Raw genomic sequence first — 15,851 nt, forward strand, 5'->3', positions numbered from 1 at the left:
GCCAGATCTTTCTGGCGCTTTGTTGCGATGACCATGACCCCCAGCACTCCCCGCCGTCCCCGCTGGCGCAGCCTGGCCCTGTTGGCCCTGTGTCTGGCGCCGTTGCTCTGGCCGCTCAAGCACCTGGCCGAACACTATTATCAGGAAGAGCTGGCCAGCCAGAACCGCCAGACCCTCGACCTCTATGTCGCCAACCTGCTGGGCATCCTGCACCGCTACGAAGCCCTGCCGCAGATCCTCGGCGATTTGCCGACCCTGCGTGCCGTCCTGGCCGATCCGTTTCGCCTGGAATACCTGACCAACGCCAACCGCCGGCTCAAGGAAATCAGCAGCCAGACCGGCGCCGAAGTGATCTACCTGATGGACGCCAAGGGCAACACCCTGGCCGCCTCCAACTGGGACAAGAAAGACAGCTTCATCGGCCGCAATTTCGCCTTCCGCCCGTACTTCAGCGAAGCCACGGCCGGGCGCCTGGGGCGCTTCTTCGGCCAGGGCACCACCTCGGCCAAGCGCGGCTACTTCTTCGGCGCGCCCGTGTGGCAAGGCGAGCAAGTCATCGGTGTGCTGGTGGTCAAGGTCGACCTGGACCACACCGAAACCCTCTGGGGCAAGACCCCCGAGCAATTGCTGCTGACCGACAGCAACGGCGTGGTGGTACTGACCTCGCGCCCTGACTGGCGCTTCCGCTCCACCCGTCCGCTGACCGACGAAGAACGTCAGGCGATCACCGCCATCCAGCCCTATCCGACCCAGGATCCCAAGCCGCTGAACCTCAACCCCCAGGCCTGGCTCGTACAAACCCGGCCTATCCCGGAGACCGGCTGGGAAGTGAACATCCTCGCCCCACGGGCGCTGGTGGACCGCTCGGTGAGCACGGTGCTGGCGGTCGGCGGCGCCACCCTGCTGGCGGTGATGCTGCTGGTCGGGCTGGTCATGCAGCGGCGCCGGCATTACATGGACCGCATCGACTTCGAAGCCCGCGCCCGTCACGACTCGGAAAAGCGCGTGGCCGACCGCACCGCCGACCTTGAAGGCCTCAACAGCCGCCTGAAAAGCGAAGTACTGGAGCGTGAACAGGCCCAGCAAGAAGCCGCCCGCGCCCAGGACGAACTGGTCCAGGCCGGCAAGCTGTCGGTGCTCGGCACCATGTCGGCGAGCATCAGCCACGAACTCAACCAGCCGCTGGCGGCCATCCGCAGCTACGCGGAGAACGCCGAAGTGCTGCTCGACCACCAGCGCATTGACGACGCCCGCGGCAACCTCAAGCTGATCAACGAACTGACCGGGCGCATGGCCTCGATCATTGCCCACCTGCGCGCCTTCGCCCGCCGCGACCGCCACGCGCCGGAAAGCGTGGCCCTGCAACCGGCGCTGGACGACGCCCTGGCGCTGTTGGCCAAACGCCGCCGGGCCATGGCCGTCGAGCTGATCCGCGACCTGCCCGAAGCCACGTTCTGGGTGCAGGCCGGTGAAACCCGCCTGCGCCAGGTGCTCGGCAACCTGCTGGCCAACGCCCTCGACGCCCTGACCGAAAAGGCCAATCCCCGCAAACTGTGGATAAGTGCCGAGCGGCGCGAAGACTACGTCTACCTGACCATTCGCGACAACGGCCCGGGCTTCACCAGCCAGGCCATGGCCCGTGCCCGCGAACCGTTTTTCACCACCAAGACCCGCACCCAGGGCCTTGGCCTGGGCCTGGCGATCTGCGACACGCTGATGCGCGCGCTGGGCGGTGAGTTGCTGCTGGCCAACCACCCCGAGGGCGGCGCGCTGCTGACCCTGCAACTGCGCGTGGCCAAGCCCGGCGCCAATCTCAAGACTTCGGAGGACCACTCGGCATGACCACCGAGACGCTGATCGACAGCCGCATCCAGGTAATCCTGGTCGACGACGACCCGCACCTGCGCCAGGCCCTGAGCCAGACCCTCGACCTCGCCGGCCTGCGCGTGCTGCCGCTGAGCGACGCCCAGGGCCTGGCCCAACGCATCGAAGCCGACTGGCCGGGCGTGGTGGTCAGCGATATCCGCATGCCCGGCATCGACGGCCTGCAACTGCTGGAACAACTGCACGGCCAGGACCCGGAACTACCGGTGCTGCTGATCACCGGCCACGGCGACGTACCGCTGGCGGTGCAGGCGATGCGCGCCGGCGCCTATGACTTCCTCGAAAAGCCTTTCGCCAGCGACGCCCTGCTCGACAGCGTACGCCGCGCCCTGGCCCTGCGCCGCCTGGTGCTGGACAACCGCAGCCTGCGCCTGGCCCTGAGCGACCGCCACGAACTCAGCGCGCGGCTGGTCGGCCAGTCGGCGCCGATCCTGCGCCTGCGCGAACAGATCGGCGCCCTCGCCGCGACCCGCGCCGACGTGCTGATCCTCGGTGAAACCGGCGCCGGCAAGGAAGTCGTGGCCCGCGCCCTGCACGACCTGTCCAGCCGCCGCGACGGTCCTTTCGTGGCGATCAACGCCGGCGCCCTGGCCGAATCGGTGGTGGAAAGCGAACTGTTCGGCCACGAGCCCGGCGCCTTCACCGGCGCGCAGAAACGCCGCATCGGCAAGTTCGAATTCGCCAACGGCGGCACGCTGTTCCTCGACGAAATCGAAAGCATGAGCCTGGATGTCCAGGTCAAATTGCTGCGCATGCTGCAGGAGCGCGTGCTGGAACGCCTCGGCGGCAACCAGCAGATCCCGCTGGATATCCGCGTCATCGCCGCGACCAAGGAAGACCTGCGCCAGGCCGCCGATCAGGGCCGCTTCCGCGCCGACCTCTACTACCGGCTCAACGTCGCGCCGCTGCGCATTCCGCCGTTGCGCGAGCGTGGCGACGACGTGCTGGTGCTGTTCCAGCACTTCGCCGATGCCGCCAGCGAGCGCCACGACCTGCCGCCGCACGCCTTGCAGCCGGCGCAGCGGGCGATGCTGCTGCGCCACGGCTGGCCGGGCAATGTGCGCGAGCTGCAGAACGCCGCCGAACGCTTCGCCCTTGGCCTTGAGCTGGCGCTGGATGGCCAGGCCGAAAGCGCCGCCGCGCCACTGGACCTGCCACCGGCCAACGGCAACCTCAGCGAACAGGTCGAGCATTTCGAACGCTCGCTGATCGCCGCAGAACTGGCGCGCACCCACAACTCCATGCGCAGCCTCGCCGAAGCCCTCGGCATCCCGCGCAAGACCCTGCACGACAAGCTGCGCAAACACGACCTGAGCTTCGCCGACAGCAACGCCAGCGCCGCTGACGATCTGGAGGAAACCCGCTGATGAGCAGCGACAGCCACTACCTGGAAAGCGTCCTGCACCAGGACATCCCGCTGACCCGCGACATGGGCCTCAAGGTCCTCGACTGGCAACAGCAACGCCTGCGCCTGCAATTACCGCTGGATGCCAACGTCAACCACAAGAGCACCATGTTCGGCGGCAGCCTGTACTGCGGCGCGGTGCTGGCGGGCTGGGGCTGGTTGCACCTGCGCTTGCGCGAGGCGGGGATCGATGACGGGCATATCGTCATCCAGGAAGGCCGGATCAACTATCCACTGCCGGTGACCGGCGCGGCCGTCGCGGTGTGCGAGGCGCCGGAGGAGAAGGTCTGGCAGCGTTTCGTCAGCACCTATCAGCGCTATGGCCGGGCGCGCCTGAGTCTGCACACCCAGGTGTTCAACGAAAACAGTGAAGCGCCCGCCGTGGCGTTCGACGGGCAGTACGTCTTACATCGCTGACGCCAGTGCCAGCAGCTTGCCGCGCCACGGCGCGGCGGCGGGCAGGCCGAGGAAGAACGGGTTGAGCAGCGATTCGCGCGGTGGATAAACGAAGGCATCGCCGTCCAGGCCGAGCACTTCACCGCCCGCCCCTTCCAGCACCCCTTGCGCGGCTGCGGTGTCCCACTGCGAGGTCGGCGCCAGCCGCGGATAACAATCGGCGGCACCTTCAGCCAGCAGGCAGAATTTCAGCGAGCTGCCGATATTGGCCAGCTCCAACTCACCCAGCGCTTCACCGAGACCGGCCAGCAAACGCTCCTGCTCCGGGCTGGAATGGCGGCGGCTGGCAACCACGGTGAACGACTCGCCCGCAGGCGGAGCCAGTCGCACCTGGTTCGGCTGTACGCTGCCGTCAGCTTCCGCGCGCCAGGCGCCGAGGCCCTGGCCGCCGTAGTAGCAACGGCCATTGACCGGCATCGCCACCACGCCGAAGACCACCCGGCCCGCTTCGATCAGGGCGATATTCACGGTGAACTCGTCGGTCCCGGCGATGAACTCCTTGGTGCCGTCCAGCGGGTCCACCAGCCACCAGCGCTGCCAGCTTTTGCGTTGTTCCAGAGCGATGTCGCAGTCTTCCTCGGACAGCACCGGAATCTCCGGCGCCAGCGCCTGCAAGCCGGCGGCGATGACGTGGTGCGCGGCGAGGTCGGCGGCGGTAACCGGCGATTCATCAGCCTTGGCGGTGACCGCGACGTTCGCTCGCCAGAACGGCAGGATCGCGGTGCCGGCGCGGCGCGCCAGTTCCACCACGTGGGGCATCAGCTCAAGGTCGTTCATGGCTGGAACACTCCACGCTGGGTCAGCAGGTCGCGCACCAGATAGAGCGCCGCCAGCGCCCGGCCTTCGGAAAACTGTGGATGCTGGGCCAACGCCGACAGCTCGCGCAGGCTGACGCGATCGACACGCATCGGCTCCGGTTCATCGCCCGGGAGGTGTTCTTCATAGAGGTCGGTGGCCAGGACCACCTGGATCTTCTGACTCATGTAGCCAGGAGACAGCGACAGCTCGGTGAGGTGTTCAAGCTGATGGGCGCCGAAGCCGGCTTCTTCCTTCAACTCGCGGTTGGCGGCCGCCAGCACGTCCTCGCCCGGCTCGATCAGGCCCTTGGGCAGGGACAGCTCGTATTCGTCGGTGCCGCCGCAGTATTCCTCCACCAGCACGGCGTGCTCGCTGTCGAGCATCGCCACGATCATTACCGCGCCGTAGCCGTTGCCGCGCCCGACCAACCGTTCGTAGGTGCGCTCGGTGCCGTTGGAGAAGCGCAATTGCACGGCTTCGACACGGAACAGGCGGCTGCTGGCGACGATCTCGCGGGAAAGGACGGTGGGTTTCTGGCGCATGAGGGGGCGGCTCCTTGGCGGTAACGGGTTACTATACCGCCCACGATAGCCTGACCGAACGAGAATATTTCACATGCCTGCCCTCGCCTGGCGCGACATCGATACGGTCCTGTTGGACATGGACGGCACCTTGCTGGACCTCCACTACGACAACCACTTCTGGATGGAGCTGCTGCCCCAGCGCTATGCCGAGCATCACGGCATCAGCCGGGCCATGGCCGAGCTGGAAATCCAGCCGCTGTTCGAGCGCAACGCCGGGTCGCTGAACTGGTATTGCCTGGACTTCTGGACCGCAGAACTCAAGCTGCCGATCCGCGAGTTGAAGCAGGAAACCGCCAACCTGATCGCCCTGCGCCCGGACGCCGACACCTTCCTCGCCGCCCTGCGCGACGCCGGCAAGCGGGTGATCCTGATCACCAACGCGCACCGTGACTCACTGTCGCTGAAACTGGAGCGAGTAGCCCTGGCGCCCTACTTCGAGCGCATGATCAGCTCCCACGACTACGGCTTCCCCAAGGAAAACCAGCAGTTCTGGACCGCCTTGCAAGCAGACACCGGCTTCGATCCGGCGCGCAGCCTGTTCATCGACGACACCCTGGCGATCCTGCGCAGTGCCCGCACCTTCGGCGTCGCTCACCTGCTCGCCGTGCGCCAGCCAGACAGCCGCAAGCCTGCGCGCGATACCGAAGAGTTCGCGGCGCAGGAGGATTACCGGGTTCTGTTGGAAGGACTGTGAATCTGCGGGCTTACTCAGGAATACGCAGCGTCTGCCCCGGATAGATCTTGTCCGGGTGGCTCAACAGCGGCTTGTTGGCCTCGAAGATCTTGTTGTACAGGTTGGCGTTGCCGTAGACGGTCAGGGAGATGGCGCTGAGGGTGTCGCCCTTTTTCACCACCACGAAGCGGGAAGCAGCGACAACCTGCCCGGTCACCGTGAGTTGATCATCGACGGAGGCCACGCCGGCAATATTGCCCAGCGCCAGCAGGATCTTCTCCTTCTCTTCCTGACTGCTCACCTCGCCCTTCACCGTGACCTTGTCACCGTCCACCGTGGTCTCGATGTTCGGGTTGCCCAGCCCGACCTTGGCCACGTGATCCTTGAGTTGCTCGCTGGCATTGGCGTTACCCGGCGTCAGCAGGTCGATAAGTTTCTCGCCCGCCTCTTTCACGAAACTGAAAATGCTCATGCCACTCTCCTAGTGATGAATCTCGGAGCAGGGAGTCTAGGTCAGGTTAGAATGCTTCGCCCGCCAACCCCGAGACGACGATGGACATCAAACAGCTCAAGTTCCTCATCGCCCTGGATGAAACCCGTCATTTCGGCCAGGCCGCCGCGCTTTGCCACGTGACCCAGCCGACCCTGTCGATGCGCCTGCGCAACCTCGAGCGCGAGCTGGGGCTGGAATTGGTCAATCGCGGACAGCGCTTCGAAGGCTTCACCGCCCAGGGCGAGCGGATCCTGGCGTGGGCACGCTCGGTGCTCGCCGCCTACGACGGGCTGCAAGCCGAAGCCGCCGCCTGTCGCGGGCATCTCGCCGGCACGCTGCGGCTGGGGATGGTGCCGCTGTCGAGCTTCGATCCGCTGCCGCTGTTGCAGCGCCTGCACCGTCAGCACCCGGACCTGAGTTTCGAACTCAGTGCCCTCAGCTCCGAACAGATCCTCGAACAGCTCACCAGCAATCGTCTCGACCTGGGCCTGTCCTACCTGGAAAAACTCGATCACGACCGCTTCGAAGCGCTGCCGCTGGGCGAGTCGCGCATGGGCCTGCTGTACGACCCGGCGCACTTCCGTTTCGACGAACAGCCGCTGCACTGGGAAGCGCTGGCCGAGTTGCCGCTGGGCCTGCTCACTGCGGGCATGCACTTTCGCCAGTCGGTGGACCACAACTTCCACAGCCGCGGCCTGAACCCGCGCCTGCTGTTGCAGACCGATGCCGTCCATCAGTTGATCCAGGCCGTGCACGGCGGCCTGTGTTGCGCGGTGATGCCGTTGGGCACCGGGCTGGAAGCGGTCACCGGCAAACTGCGCCTGCACCCCATCGAAGCGGCCTGCACCCTGGCCCCGCTGGGCCTGATCATGCGCCGCACGGCGCCGCGCTCGGCACTGGCCGAAGCCTGCATGGCCGAATACCGCAAATTGCTCGAAGAGGCATGATCGACGGCCTCTATGGAGGCATCAGCAGAAGCGATTAGACGATACCCGAGCGTGGGCCTAGGCTTAAGACTGATTAGCCTGCGGGTATCTAATAATGAGCAGCAAACCCCCGGCCTGTGCGGCTTCCACGCTTCTGGACGCCCCAGCCGCCAGCGTGCGTTACGACTACAGCCAGCTCGAAGACAACGCTCCCGCCAGCGCCGACCTCGCCGAAGAGGTAGCCCTGGCCATCGCCTTCAACGGCATCAGCCAGGCGGTCATGCTGGTAAGCCCCACCGATCTGGAAGACTTCGTCGTCGGTTTCAGCATCGGCAGCGGCATCGTCGAGCACATCGACGACATCTATGACGTGAAACTCGCCGGCAGCGGCTCTGCCCTGCACGCGCAGGTGGAAATCGCCAGCCGCGCCTTCTGGAACCTCAAGACCCAACGCCGGCAGATGGCCGGCACCAGCGGCTGCGGCCTGTGCGGCGTGGAAGCCGTGGAACAGGCGCTGCCCGACCTCAAGGCCCTGCCCGGCGCGCCATTGCCGCCCGCCGAGTGGCTGGCCGGCCTGCGCCAGCGCATCAACACCTTCCAGCCGCTGGGCCAGCACTGCGGCGCGGTGCATGCCGCGCTGTTCATGGATGCCCACGGTGAATTGCTGATGGGCCGCGAAGACATCGGCCGGCACAACGCCCTCGACAAACTGATCGGCGCCCTGCTGCGCCAGCGCATCGACACCACCGGCGGCCTCGCGGTGGTCACCAGCCGCTGCAGCCTGGAACTGATCCAGAAAGTCCTGCGCGCCGGCATCCAGACCCTGGTCAGCCTGTCCTCGCCCACCGGCCTGGCGCTGCAATGGGCCCGCCGCCACAACCTGAACCTCATCCACCTGCCACAACACAGTGCGCCGAGGGTCTACAGCCCTGCACGGGAGAATCGATCGTGAGCCTGCATCATCAAGCCGACCAGAAACCCGTCCCGCGCTACAAACCCTACAACGGCGCTGCCGGTGGCTGGGGCGCGCTGCGCAGTGTGGCGCAGGCGTGGATTGGCAGCGACAACGCGCTGAAGAACATCCGCGCCCTGCTCAAGACCAACCAGAACGGCGGCTTCGACTGCCCTGGCTGCGCCTGGGGCGACTCGCCGGAAAGCGGCATGGTCAAGTTCTGCGAGAACGGCGCCAAGGCGGTGAACTGGGAGGCGACCAAGCGCCGCGTCGACAAGTCGTTCTTCGCCCGCCACAGCATCAGCTCGCTGCTGAGCCAGAGCGACTACTGGCTCGAATACCAGGGCCGACTGACCGAGCCGATGGCCTATGACCCGGCCAGCGACCGCTACAAACCGATTTCCTGGGATGAGGCCTTCGCCGTCATCGCCCGCCACCTCAACGCGCTGGAAAGCCCTGACCAGGCCGAGTTCTACACCTCGGGCCGGGCCAGCAACGAAGCCGCCTATCTGTACCAGTTGTTCGTTCGTGCCTTTGGCACCAACAACTTCCCGGACTGCTCGAACATGTGCCACGAAGCCAGCGGCGTGGCCTTGGGCCAGAGCGTCGGCGTCGGCAAGGGCACCGTGACCTTCGATGATTTCGAACACGCCGATGCGCTGTTCGTCTGGGGCCAGAACCCCGGCACCAACCACCCGCGGATGCTCGAACCCCTGCGCGAAGCGGTGAAACGCGGCGCCCAGGTGGTCTGCGTCAACCCGCTCAAAGAGCGCGGCCTGGAACGCTTCCAGCACCCGCAGCACCCGATCGAGATGCTCACCAACGGCGACCGCCCGACCAACACCGCCTACTTCCGCCCGGCCTTGGGCGGCGACATGGCGATGATGCGCGGCATGGCCAAGTTCCTTCTGCAGTGGGAGCGCGAAGCCCAGGCCAGCGGCGCCGAACCGGTGTTCGACCACGCCTTTATCGCCGAGCACACCGCCACGGTGGACGATTACCTGGCGGCGGTAGACGCCACCTCGTGGGAACAGATCGTGTCGCAGTCAGGGCTGCCCCTGGCCGATATCGAACAGGCCGCGCGCATGTACGCGCGGGCCAAGAAGGTCATCATGTGCTGGGCCATGGGCATCACCCAGCACCGCCATTCGGTGGCGACCATCCAGGAAATCGCCAACCTCATGCTGCTGCGCGGCAACCTCGGCCAGCCGGGCGCCGGCCTGTGCCCGGTGCGCGGTCACAGCAACGTGCAGGGCGACCGCACCATGGGCATCAACGAGCGCCCGCCGGTGACCTTGCTGGACTCGCTGGAGCGTCATTTCGGCTTCAAGGTGCCGCGCCACAACGGCCACAACACCGTCGAAGCCATCCACGCCATGCTCGAAGGCAAGGCCAGGGTCTTTATCGGTCTGGGCGGCAACTTCGCCCAGGCCACGCCCGACACCGACCGCACCGCCCAGGCCCTGCGCAACTGCGACCTGACCGTGCAGATCAGCACCAAGCTCAACCGCAGCCACCTGATTCACGGCAAGGAAGCGCTGATCCTGCCGTGCCTCGGCCGCACCGACATCGACCAGCAGGGCGAAGGCCCGCAGGCGGTGACCGTGGAAGACTCGTTCAGCATGGTCCACGCCTCCAACGGCCAGTTGCAGCCGCTGTCGCGGCAGATGCGCTCCGAGCCGGCGGTGGTCGCCGGGATCGCCGCAGCAACCCTCGGCAGCCACCCAGTGGACTGGAACTGGCTGATCGCCGACTACGCGCGCATCCGCGACCTGATCGCCCAGACCATTCCCGGTTTCGACCAGTTCAACGAACGGCTGCTCAACCCCGGTGGCTTCTACCTGGGCAACAGTGCCGGGCAGCGCATCTGGAAGACCGCCACCGGCAAGGCCAACTTCAAGGCCAATCGCCTGCCCGACGACCTGCTGCACGAAGGCGTGCGCGCCACTGGCCAGGTGCCGGACCTGATCATGCAATCGATGCGCTCCCACGATCAGTACAACACCACCATCTACGGCCTCGATGACCGCTACCGTGGGGTCAGGGGCCAGCGTGACGTACTGTTCGCCAACGAAGCCGACATCATCCGCCTGGGCTTCAACCCGGGCGACAAGGCCGATATCGTCTCGCTGTGGGGCGACGGGCTGGAGCGCCGGGTCAAGCGCTTCACCCTGCTGGCGTTCGACATCCCGGCGGGTCAGGCAGCGGCGTACTACCCGGAAGTGAACCCGCTGGTGCCGCTGGAAAGCGTAGGGGATGGGAGCCATACACCGACGTCGAAGTTTGTGGCGATTCAGTTGCAGCGGGCCAGCGCGGAAGCGCGGATTATCTGATCCCCCTTTGTGGCCCTATCACTGCGGTATCTCTTGGTTCTATGAAGCACATGAGGCGTCAGTCTGGATACCGTGTAATGGCGACCAGGCGCTAGCCGGCAGTTTTTCAGCGCTCTCAAGATCGAGCGCCGCCCGCGCGGCGCATCGCGAGCAAGCTCGCTCCTACATCGGTTGCAACGTGCCATAGCCTGTGGGATCGGCGTTGCCAGCCTTGGCGCATGGCTGGAAAGTGCAGTGGGGGCTGAGGCATCAGCCCCGAAACCGAGTCGAACCACCAAGGCGGTCAACCATGGCCTGACAGGCATGGGTACGTTGCAACCGATGTAGGAGCGAGCTTGCTCGCGATGCGCCGCGCGGGCGGCGCTCGATCTTGAGAGCGCTAGAAAACTTCCGGCTAGAGCCTGGTCGCCATTACTCGGTCTTTTGACAAGCGCCTTCCAACCACCACATAACCGAAAGATGTATAGATACCCATGCAGCGATAACGCCCCAAAAGGCCACCACCCAACACCCATAAAAAAAGGCCCTGACATCACTGTCAGGGCCCCATTCAAGTAGCGTATGACCCACCAAAACACGATAAGTTTCACCCAGAAAACAACAACTTAGAAATATGTGTTGCAGTCGTGTTACTCGTCGGATTTACGTTGTCAGCCACACCTCAAGGAACGCAGGATCGCCGCGTCATCCCTTTGAGGCTCTCGTATGAAGTACTCCTCGATTCTCATGTTGTCCCTCAGCCTGCTCAGTGGCGTTGCCAGTGCAGGCGGCACCACCGAAGCCGGTATTGGCGGCGCATTGGGTGGGGTATTGGGCTCGGTGGTCGGTCAGTCGCTCGGTGGCAGCACCGGCTCGGCGATCGGCGCAGGCCTCGGTGGCGCGGCCGGTAGTGCCGTCGGCGCCGACAAGCGCAGCCGTGGCGAAGCCGCCATCGGCGGTGCCCTGGGCGCAGCAGGCGGCAACGTGGTCGGCCGCAGCATGGGCGGCAACACCGGCAGCCTGATCGGCGCAGCAGCCGGCGGTGGCGCGGGCGGTGCGCTGGGCAACTACATGGGCAACAAGGCCGATGAAGACGACCGTCGCTACAACGACCGCGGCCGTGGCTACGATCGCCGCTATGTGCATGACCGCGGTCATCACTACGGCCATCGCAAGCACAAGCGCAACTGGCGCCATTGATTGACGCCTGCGTATTCCGCCTCCCCCCGGGGGCGGGATACGGAAAGCCCCCACAGTCCTTGCACCATTGGCTTATCAAGCCAAACGCCATCACACTTTTGGCTTACGCCATACACCTACGTTTCCTACCCTCTCCTAAGCCACGCCGGAATCTGCCGCTGCGCGGGCCCTAAAGCGTTTCAGCCAATAATCCTGTCCACGCGGTCAGCGCGTACCCCACCTGTTTTTCCAAGGCACGCTCGTGACTGACCAGTCGGATTAAGGGGCGTCCCGATTTTGACGTCAAATGACTACCGCTACCATGCGAAGCCTTCAAAAGGACAGTAGGCGTAAGGGATGCGGATGTACTTGGGAATCGGGATAGGAATCGCCCTCTGCGCCGGTGGCATGTTCTTCGGCCAGCCCTGGGCGAACATCGTCGGGCTACTGTTGATCGCCCTGGCCGCCACGTTTTGGGGGCCGCGCAAGATCGTCTCGCCAACCCCGTCCCACTTTGACCAACACCTCCCCCTCGAACAACCACCGCATCCGCTGGAGCAACTGCTGCCGGTGGTGATGCCGTCCTGGACCGACAGCCTGCAACAGAGCCGCCGCCTCCTTTCGGACAACATCGGCGGGCTGCTCGGACGCTTCACCGACATCAGCCAGCGCCTGCAGGCCAGCCTCGACCAGAGCGAAGACGTGCTGACCAGCGGCGGCCTCGGTGAAAACCTGCGCGACGCCAACCAGCGCCTGCAAGGGGTGACCGAAGCCTTCGCCGCCAGCAGCCGCCGCCAGCAGGAATTCCTCGCCACCATCGGCCACCTCGGCAGCTACACCGGCGAATTGCAGCAGATGGCCCGCCACGTCCAGGAAATCGCCAGCCAGACCAACCTGCTGGCGCTCAACGCCGCCATCGAAGCCGCCCGCGCCGGTGAATTCGGCCGCGGCTTCGCAGTGGTCGCCGACGAGGTGCGCAAGCTGTCCCGCCTGTCCGCTGAAACCGGCCGGTCGATGGACAGCAAGGTCGGCGAGATCAACCAGGCGATCCAGTCCAGCATCGAAGCTGCCAACGAACTGAGCACCGAAGAACAGCAAAACCTGGCCCGCCTTGAACAGGTGCTGAGCGAAGTCATCAGCGGCCTGGGCGACAACCTCGATGCCCTCGATGCCGCCTCGCGCAACCTGCAGGGCAACGCCCGTTCGACCCAGGACGACATCCACGCGGTGATGGTCGCCCTGCAGTTCCAGGACCGTGCCGACCAGATGCTCGACCACCTCCAGACCGATTTGCTGCAACTGCTCGACGCCGTCGAGCGCCGCGACCAGCGCCTGCACGATGCCCAGGCGTGGCTCGCCCGCCTGCGCGAGCGCTTCACCACCAGTGAAGAACGCGCCGGCCACAGCCAGGCCGCCACCACCAGCGACGTCACCTTTTTCTAACTGCCGAGGGCCCTGACATGGCCAAGACCATCCTGATCGTCGATGACTCCGCCTCAATGCGCCAACTGGTAAAGATCAGCCTCAATGGCACCGGCCACCAGATCATCGAAGCGTGCGACGGGCGCGACGCCCTGAGCAAGCTGAACGGGCAAAAGATCAACCTGATCATCAGCGACGTGAACATGCCCAACCTCGATGGCATCGGCCTGGTCAAGGCGGTCAAGGCCAAGCCCGAATACCGCTTCACGCCGATCATGATGCTCACCACCGAAAGCGAGCAGGCCAAGAAAGCCGAGGGCCAGGCCGCAGGCGCCAAGGCCTGGATCGTCAAACCGTTCCAGCCGCAGCAACTGCTGGCGGCCGTCGAAAAGCTGATCGGCTGATGGCGACCCTCACGCTGCATCCGGCCAGCGACCGGGAACCCGCACAGCTGAGCATGCAGGGTGACCTGACCATCTACGAAGCGAGCGAGACGCAACAGGCGATGCTCGCCCTGCTGCCCGACGACCCCGGCCCCTGGACCCTCGACCTGAGCGGCCTGGACGAACTCGACAGCGCCGGCGTCCAGGTGCTGCTGGCCTTGCAGAAGACCCTGGTCCAGGGCGCGCGGGTTACCGCGCTGTCCGACGGGGCCCTCGCGCTGGTCGAGTTGCTGCGCCTCGAAGCCCTGTACCCGGCGAGCAAGGAGTGAGCGATGTTCGATAGCGATCAATGGAGCCAACTGCTCGAAGGCTTCCTCGAAGAAGCCCGCGACCTGCTCAAGGAAGCCGAAGACAACCTGCTGCGCCTGGAACAGACCAGCGACGACGCCGAGGCAATCAACGCACTGTTCCGCGCCGTGCACACCCTCAAGGGCTCGGCGGGGATCTTTTCGCTTGATCCGCTGGTGTCGCTGGCGCACCAACTGGAAAACCAGTTGATGGGCGTGCGTGACGGGCAGCGCAGCCTCAACCCGGCGCTGGTCTCGCTGATGCTTGAGTGCATGGACGAGCTCAACGGCATGGTCGAAAGCATCGACCCGCACCTCGCCACCCTCGCCCCGCACACGCCGCGCCAGGCGCAATTGTTGCTGGCGCTCGGCGGTGTCGCCACGGAAGGCGGCGAGCCGTCCGCCAGCCAAACGGCCCAGGACGCGGGCGAGATCAACGAGTGGTTCCTGTCGATCCGCTTCGACAACGAGCTGCTGCGCAACGGTTTCGAGCCGAGCAGTTTCCTGCGCTACCTCGACCGGCTGGGCAAGGTCACCTCGCTGCAAACCCTTGCCTGGGCCGTGCCGGACCTCCACGAACTGGATGCCGAAGCCTGCTACCTCGGCTTCGAACTGACCCTGATCAGCGCCGCCAGCCGCGAAGAACTGGAAGATGTCTTTGCCCTGGCCGAAGGCTTCTGCACCTTGCGCCTGCAAGTCCAGGAGGGCGCCGACAGCCCCGCCGCAGAACCTGTTGTCGCCCCGACGCAAACGTTAGCGCCCGCTCCACAAGCAGCGGAACCGTCGGTGGCGCCGGCCGCCAGCCAAGAGCCACGCAATGGCCACGGCAGCAGCATGGTCAAGGTCGCCGCACACAAGCTCGACGAGTTGATCAACCTGGTTGGCGAGCTGGTGATCAGCACCGCCGGAGCACAGATGCAATCGCTGCGCAGCGGCTCCACCGCCTGCATCGAAAGCGTCCAGGCGGTGCAGCAGCACGTCGAACAGATTCGCGAGCTGGCGCTGAAACTGCGCATGGTGGAAATCGGCGAAACCTTCAACCGCTTCCACCGCGTTGTACGCGACGTCAGCCAGGCACTGAACAAGAAGATCCAGCTCACCCTGTCCGGCAGCGAAACCGAACTGGACAAAACCCTCATCGACCGCATCGCAGACCCGCTGGTGCACCTGGTGCGCAACGCCATCGACCACGGCATTGAGCCCTCCAGCGAACGCCGCGCCGCCGGCAAGCCGGAACAGGGCAGCCTGCGCCTGAACGCCTATCACGACTCCGGGATGATCGTGCTGGAAGTCAGCGATGACGGACGCGGCCTGAACACCGAGCGCATCCGCGAAAAAGCCATTGCCCGCGGCATGCTCGACGCCGACGCGCAACTGAGCGATCAGGACATTCACCTGCTGATCTTCGAGCCGGGCTTTTCCACGGCCGATGCGGTGTCCAACCTGTCCGGTCGCGGGGTCGGCATGGACGTGGTGCGCAGCGCCATCGATGAGCTGCGCGGGATCATCGAGATCGAGTCGCAGCCAGGCAAAGGCTGCACCTTCCGTATCCGCCTGCCGCTGACCCTGGCGATCATCGACGGCTTTCTGGTCAGCGTCGGTGGCGACCACTTCGTCATCCCGCTGGACATGGTCACCGAGTGCATGGAAGAGCGCACAGACGCCCTCGATGCCAGCGGCCACCTCAACCTGCGGGGCAAGCCGCTGCCCAGCGTCGATCTTGGCCGGCACTTCGGCCTGCGCGGTGATCCGCGCGTGCGCCGCAACATCGTCGTGGTCAGCCAGGGCCGGCAACAGGCCGGGCTGATCGTCGAGCAGTTGCTGGGCGAATTGCAGACCGTGATCAAACCCCTGGGGCAGATGTTCCAGCACCTGTCCGGCATCAGCGGCTCGACCATCCTCGGCTCCGGCCAGGTCGCGCTGATCCTCGATATTCCCAGCCTGTTCCGCCACTTGCAGCAACGCGCCGAGAGCGAACCGCGCCTCGCCACGTCACCGAGCATGCTCAGCCCCTTTGGAGAGTCACCATGCAAATGA

Annotated in this window: 15 protein-coding genes; 12 read left to right on the forward strand and 3 right to left on the reverse strand. The window is 65.4% G+C overall.

Annotation, left to right across the window (positions count from 1 at the left end; all coding sequences use genetic code 11):
* Nucleotides 1–27: 27 nt before the first annotated feature.
* The 3 genes from HWV67_RS22935 to HWV67_RS22945 are packed head-to-tail and all read left to right on the forward strand — an operon-like array spanning nucleotide 28 to nucleotide 3,706.
* Nucleotides 28–1,842: a sensor histidine kinase gene (locus HWV67_RS22935; protein ID WP_175652913.1), complete on the forward strand. Its 1,815-nt coding sequence runs from the start codon at nucleotides 28–30 to the stop codon at nucleotides 1,840–1,842.
* Complete coding sequence (locus HWV67_RS22940) at nucleotides 1,839–3,251, forward strand: sigma-54-dependent transcriptional regulator (protein ID WP_175652914.1); 1,413 nt, start codon at nucleotides 1,839–1,841, stop codon at nucleotides 3,249–3,251. The genes HWV67_RS22935 and HWV67_RS22940 overlap by 4 nt, the downstream gene beginning before the upstream one ends.
* Nucleotides 3,251–3,706 carry a YiiD C-terminal domain-containing protein gene (locus tag HWV67_RS22945; protein WP_175652915.1) on the forward strand — a complete coding sequence of 152 codons (456 nt, stop codon included), beginning with the start codon at nucleotides 3,251–3,253 and terminating at the stop codon, nucleotides 3,704–3,706. The genes HWV67_RS22940 and HWV67_RS22945 overlap by 1 nt, the downstream gene beginning before the upstream one ends.
* On the opposite strand, the gene cysQ is transcribed toward HWV67_RS22945, so the two are convergent.
* Together cysQ and nudE are read right to left on the reverse strand one after the other, a co-directional pair.
* Entirely contained in the window at nucleotides 3,695–4,522 is an 828-nt protein-coding gene (gene cysQ, locus HWV67_RS22950; RefSeq protein WP_175652916.1) for a 3'(2'),5'-bisphosphate nucleotidase CysQ, read from the reverse strand. The two genes, HWV67_RS22945 and cysQ, sit on opposite strands and share 12 nt — an antisense overlap.
* Nucleotides 4,519–5,085, reverse strand: coding sequence for an ADP compounds hydrolase NudE (gene nudE / locus HWV67_RS22955; protein ID WP_175652917.1), 567 nt, complete (start codon nucleotides 5,083–5,085; stop codon nucleotides 4,519–4,521). Before nudE ends, cysQ begins: the two co-directional genes overlap by 4 nt.
* A 73-nt stretch (nucleotides 5,086–5,158) precedes the next feature.
* Here nudE and yrfG point away from each other — a divergent pair, with 73 nt between their 5' ends.
* On the forward strand, nucleotides 5,159–5,821 hold the full coding sequence (gene yrfG / locus HWV67_RS22960) for a GMP/IMP nucleotidase (protein ID WP_095159494.1): 663 nt from the start codon (nucleotides 5,159–5,161) through the stop codon (nucleotides 5,819–5,821).
* A 10-nt stretch (nucleotides 5,822–5,831) separates the two neighbouring features.
* Here the strand turns inward: yrfG and lysM are convergent, their stop codons facing one another.
* Nucleotides 5,832–6,272 (reverse strand): peptidoglycan-binding protein LysM, encoded by a 441-nt coding sequence (lysM, locus tag HWV67_RS22965; RefSeq protein ID WP_095159493.1) that lies wholly within the window; start codon nucleotides 6,270–6,272, stop codon nucleotides 5,832–5,834.
* An 80-nt stretch (nucleotides 6,273–6,352) separates the two neighbouring features.
* On the opposite strand from lysM, the gene HWV67_RS22970 reads away from it, so the two are divergent.
* The 8 genes from HWV67_RS22970 to HWV67_RS23005 all read left to right on the forward strand — a co-directional run bounded on the left by HWV67_RS22970 (nucleotide 6,353) and on the right by HWV67_RS23005 (nucleotide 15,851).
* On the forward strand, nucleotides 6,353–7,240 hold the full coding sequence (locus HWV67_RS22970; protein ID WP_175652918.1) for a LysR family transcriptional regulator: 888 nt from the start codon (nucleotides 6,353–6,355) through the stop codon (nucleotides 7,238–7,240).
* 94 nt (nucleotides 7,241–7,334) lie between these two features.
* On the forward strand, nucleotides 7,335–8,171 hold the full coding sequence (gene fdhD, locus HWV67_RS22975; RefSeq protein WP_175652919.1) for a formate dehydrogenase accessory sulfurtransferase FdhD: 837 nt from the start codon (nucleotides 7,335–7,337) through the stop codon (nucleotides 8,169–8,171).
* On the forward strand, nucleotides 8,168–10,504 hold the full coding sequence (locus HWV67_RS22980; protein WP_175652920.1) for an FdhF/YdeP family oxidoreductase: 2,337 nt from the start codon (nucleotides 8,168–8,170) through the stop codon (nucleotides 10,502–10,504). Before fdhD ends, HWV67_RS22980 begins: the two co-directional genes overlap by 4 nt.
* Before the next feature lie 705 nt (nucleotides 10,505–11,209).
* The gene (locus tag HWV67_RS22985) at nucleotides 11,210–11,683 is read left to right on the forward strand and encodes a YMGG-like glycine zipper-containing protein (RefSeq protein WP_175652921.1); all 474 of its coding nucleotides are present in this window, start codon (nucleotides 11,210–11,212) and stop codon (nucleotides 11,681–11,683) included.
* Nucleotides 11,684–12,238: 555 nt separating this feature from the next.
* A complete protein-coding gene (locus tag HWV67_RS22990) occupies nucleotides 12,239–13,105 on the forward strand; it encodes a methyl-accepting chemotaxis protein (protein WP_256680191.1) in 867 nt (288 codons plus the stop codon).
* 17 nt (nucleotides 13,106–13,122) lie between these two features.
* Nucleotides 13,123–13,488: a response regulator gene (locus tag HWV67_RS22995; RefSeq protein ID WP_175652922.1), complete on the forward strand. Its 366-nt coding sequence runs from the start codon at nucleotides 13,123–13,125 to the stop codon at nucleotides 13,486–13,488.
* Nucleotides 13,488–13,796 carry an STAS domain-containing protein gene (locus HWV67_RS23000; RefSeq protein WP_175652923.1) on the forward strand — a complete coding sequence of 103 codons (309 nt, stop codon included), beginning with the start codon at nucleotides 13,488–13,490 and terminating at the stop codon, nucleotides 13,794–13,796. Before HWV67_RS22995 ends, HWV67_RS23000 begins: the two co-directional genes overlap by 1 nt.
* Nucleotides 13,797–13,799: 3 nt before the next feature.
* Complete coding sequence (locus HWV67_RS23005) at nucleotides 13,800–15,851, forward strand: chemotaxis protein CheA (RefSeq protein WP_175652924.1); 2,052 nt, start codon at nucleotides 13,800–13,802, stop codon at nucleotides 15,849–15,851.

The organism is Pseudomonas sp. Marseille-P9899, assembly GCF_903166565.1.
Lineage (GTDB): Bacteria > Pseudomonadota > Gammaproteobacteria > Pseudomonadales > Pseudomonadaceae > Aquipseudomonas > Aquipseudomonas huaxiensis.

Excerpts from the sequence above, each read along its gene's own strand:
- HWV67_RS22935 (WP_175652913.1), top strand. The coding sequence starts at position 28 with ATGACCATGACCCCCAGCACTCCCCGCCGTCCCCGCTGGCGCAGCCTG.
- HWV67_RS22940 (WP_175652914.1), top strand. The coding sequence starts at position 1,839 with ATGACCACCGAGACGCTGATCGACAGCCGCATCCAGGTAATCCTGGTC.
- HWV67_RS22945 (WP_175652915.1), top strand. The coding sequence starts at position 3,251 with ATGAGCAGCGACAGCCACTACCTGGAAAGCGTCCTGCACCAGGACATC.
- cysQ (WP_175652916.1), bottom strand. The coding sequence starts at position 4,522 with ATGAACGACCTTGAGCTGATGCCCCACGTGGTGGAACTGGCGCGCCGC.
- nudE (WP_175652917.1), bottom strand. The coding sequence starts at position 5,085 with ATGCGCCAGAAACCCACCGTCCTTTCCCGCGAGATCGTCGCCAGCAGC.
- yrfG (WP_095159494.1), top strand. The coding sequence starts at position 5,159 with ATGCCTGCCCTCGCCTGGCGCGACATCGATACGGTCCTGTTGGACATG.
- lysM (WP_095159493.1), bottom strand. The coding sequence starts at position 6,272 with ATGAGCATTTTCAGTTTCGTGAAAGAGGCGGGCGAGAAACTTATCGAC.
- HWV67_RS22970 (WP_175652918.1), top strand. The coding sequence starts at position 6,353 with ATGGACATCAAACAGCTCAAGTTCCTCATCGCCCTGGATGAAACCCGT.
- fdhD (WP_175652919.1), top strand. The coding sequence starts at position 7,335 with ATGAGCAGCAAACCCCCGGCCTGTGCGGCTTCCACGCTTCTGGACGCC.
- HWV67_RS22985 (WP_175652921.1), top strand. The coding sequence starts at position 11,210 with ATGAAGTACTCCTCGATTCTCATGTTGTCCCTCAGCCTGCTCAGTGGC.
- HWV67_RS22990 (WP_256680191.1), top strand. The coding sequence starts at position 12,239 with ATGCCGTCCTGGACCGACAGCCTGCAACAGAGCCGCCGCCTCCTTTCG.
- HWV67_RS22995 (WP_175652922.1), top strand. The coding sequence starts at position 13,123 with ATGGCCAAGACCATCCTGATCGTCGATGACTCCGCCTCAATGCGCCAA.
- HWV67_RS23000 (WP_175652923.1), top strand. The coding sequence starts at position 13,488 with ATGGCGACCCTCACGCTGCATCCGGCCAGCGACCGGGAACCCGCACAG.
- HWV67_RS23005 (WP_175652924.1), top strand. The coding sequence starts at position 13,800 with ATGTTCGATAGCGATCAATGGAGCCAACTGCTCGAAGGCTTCCTCGAA.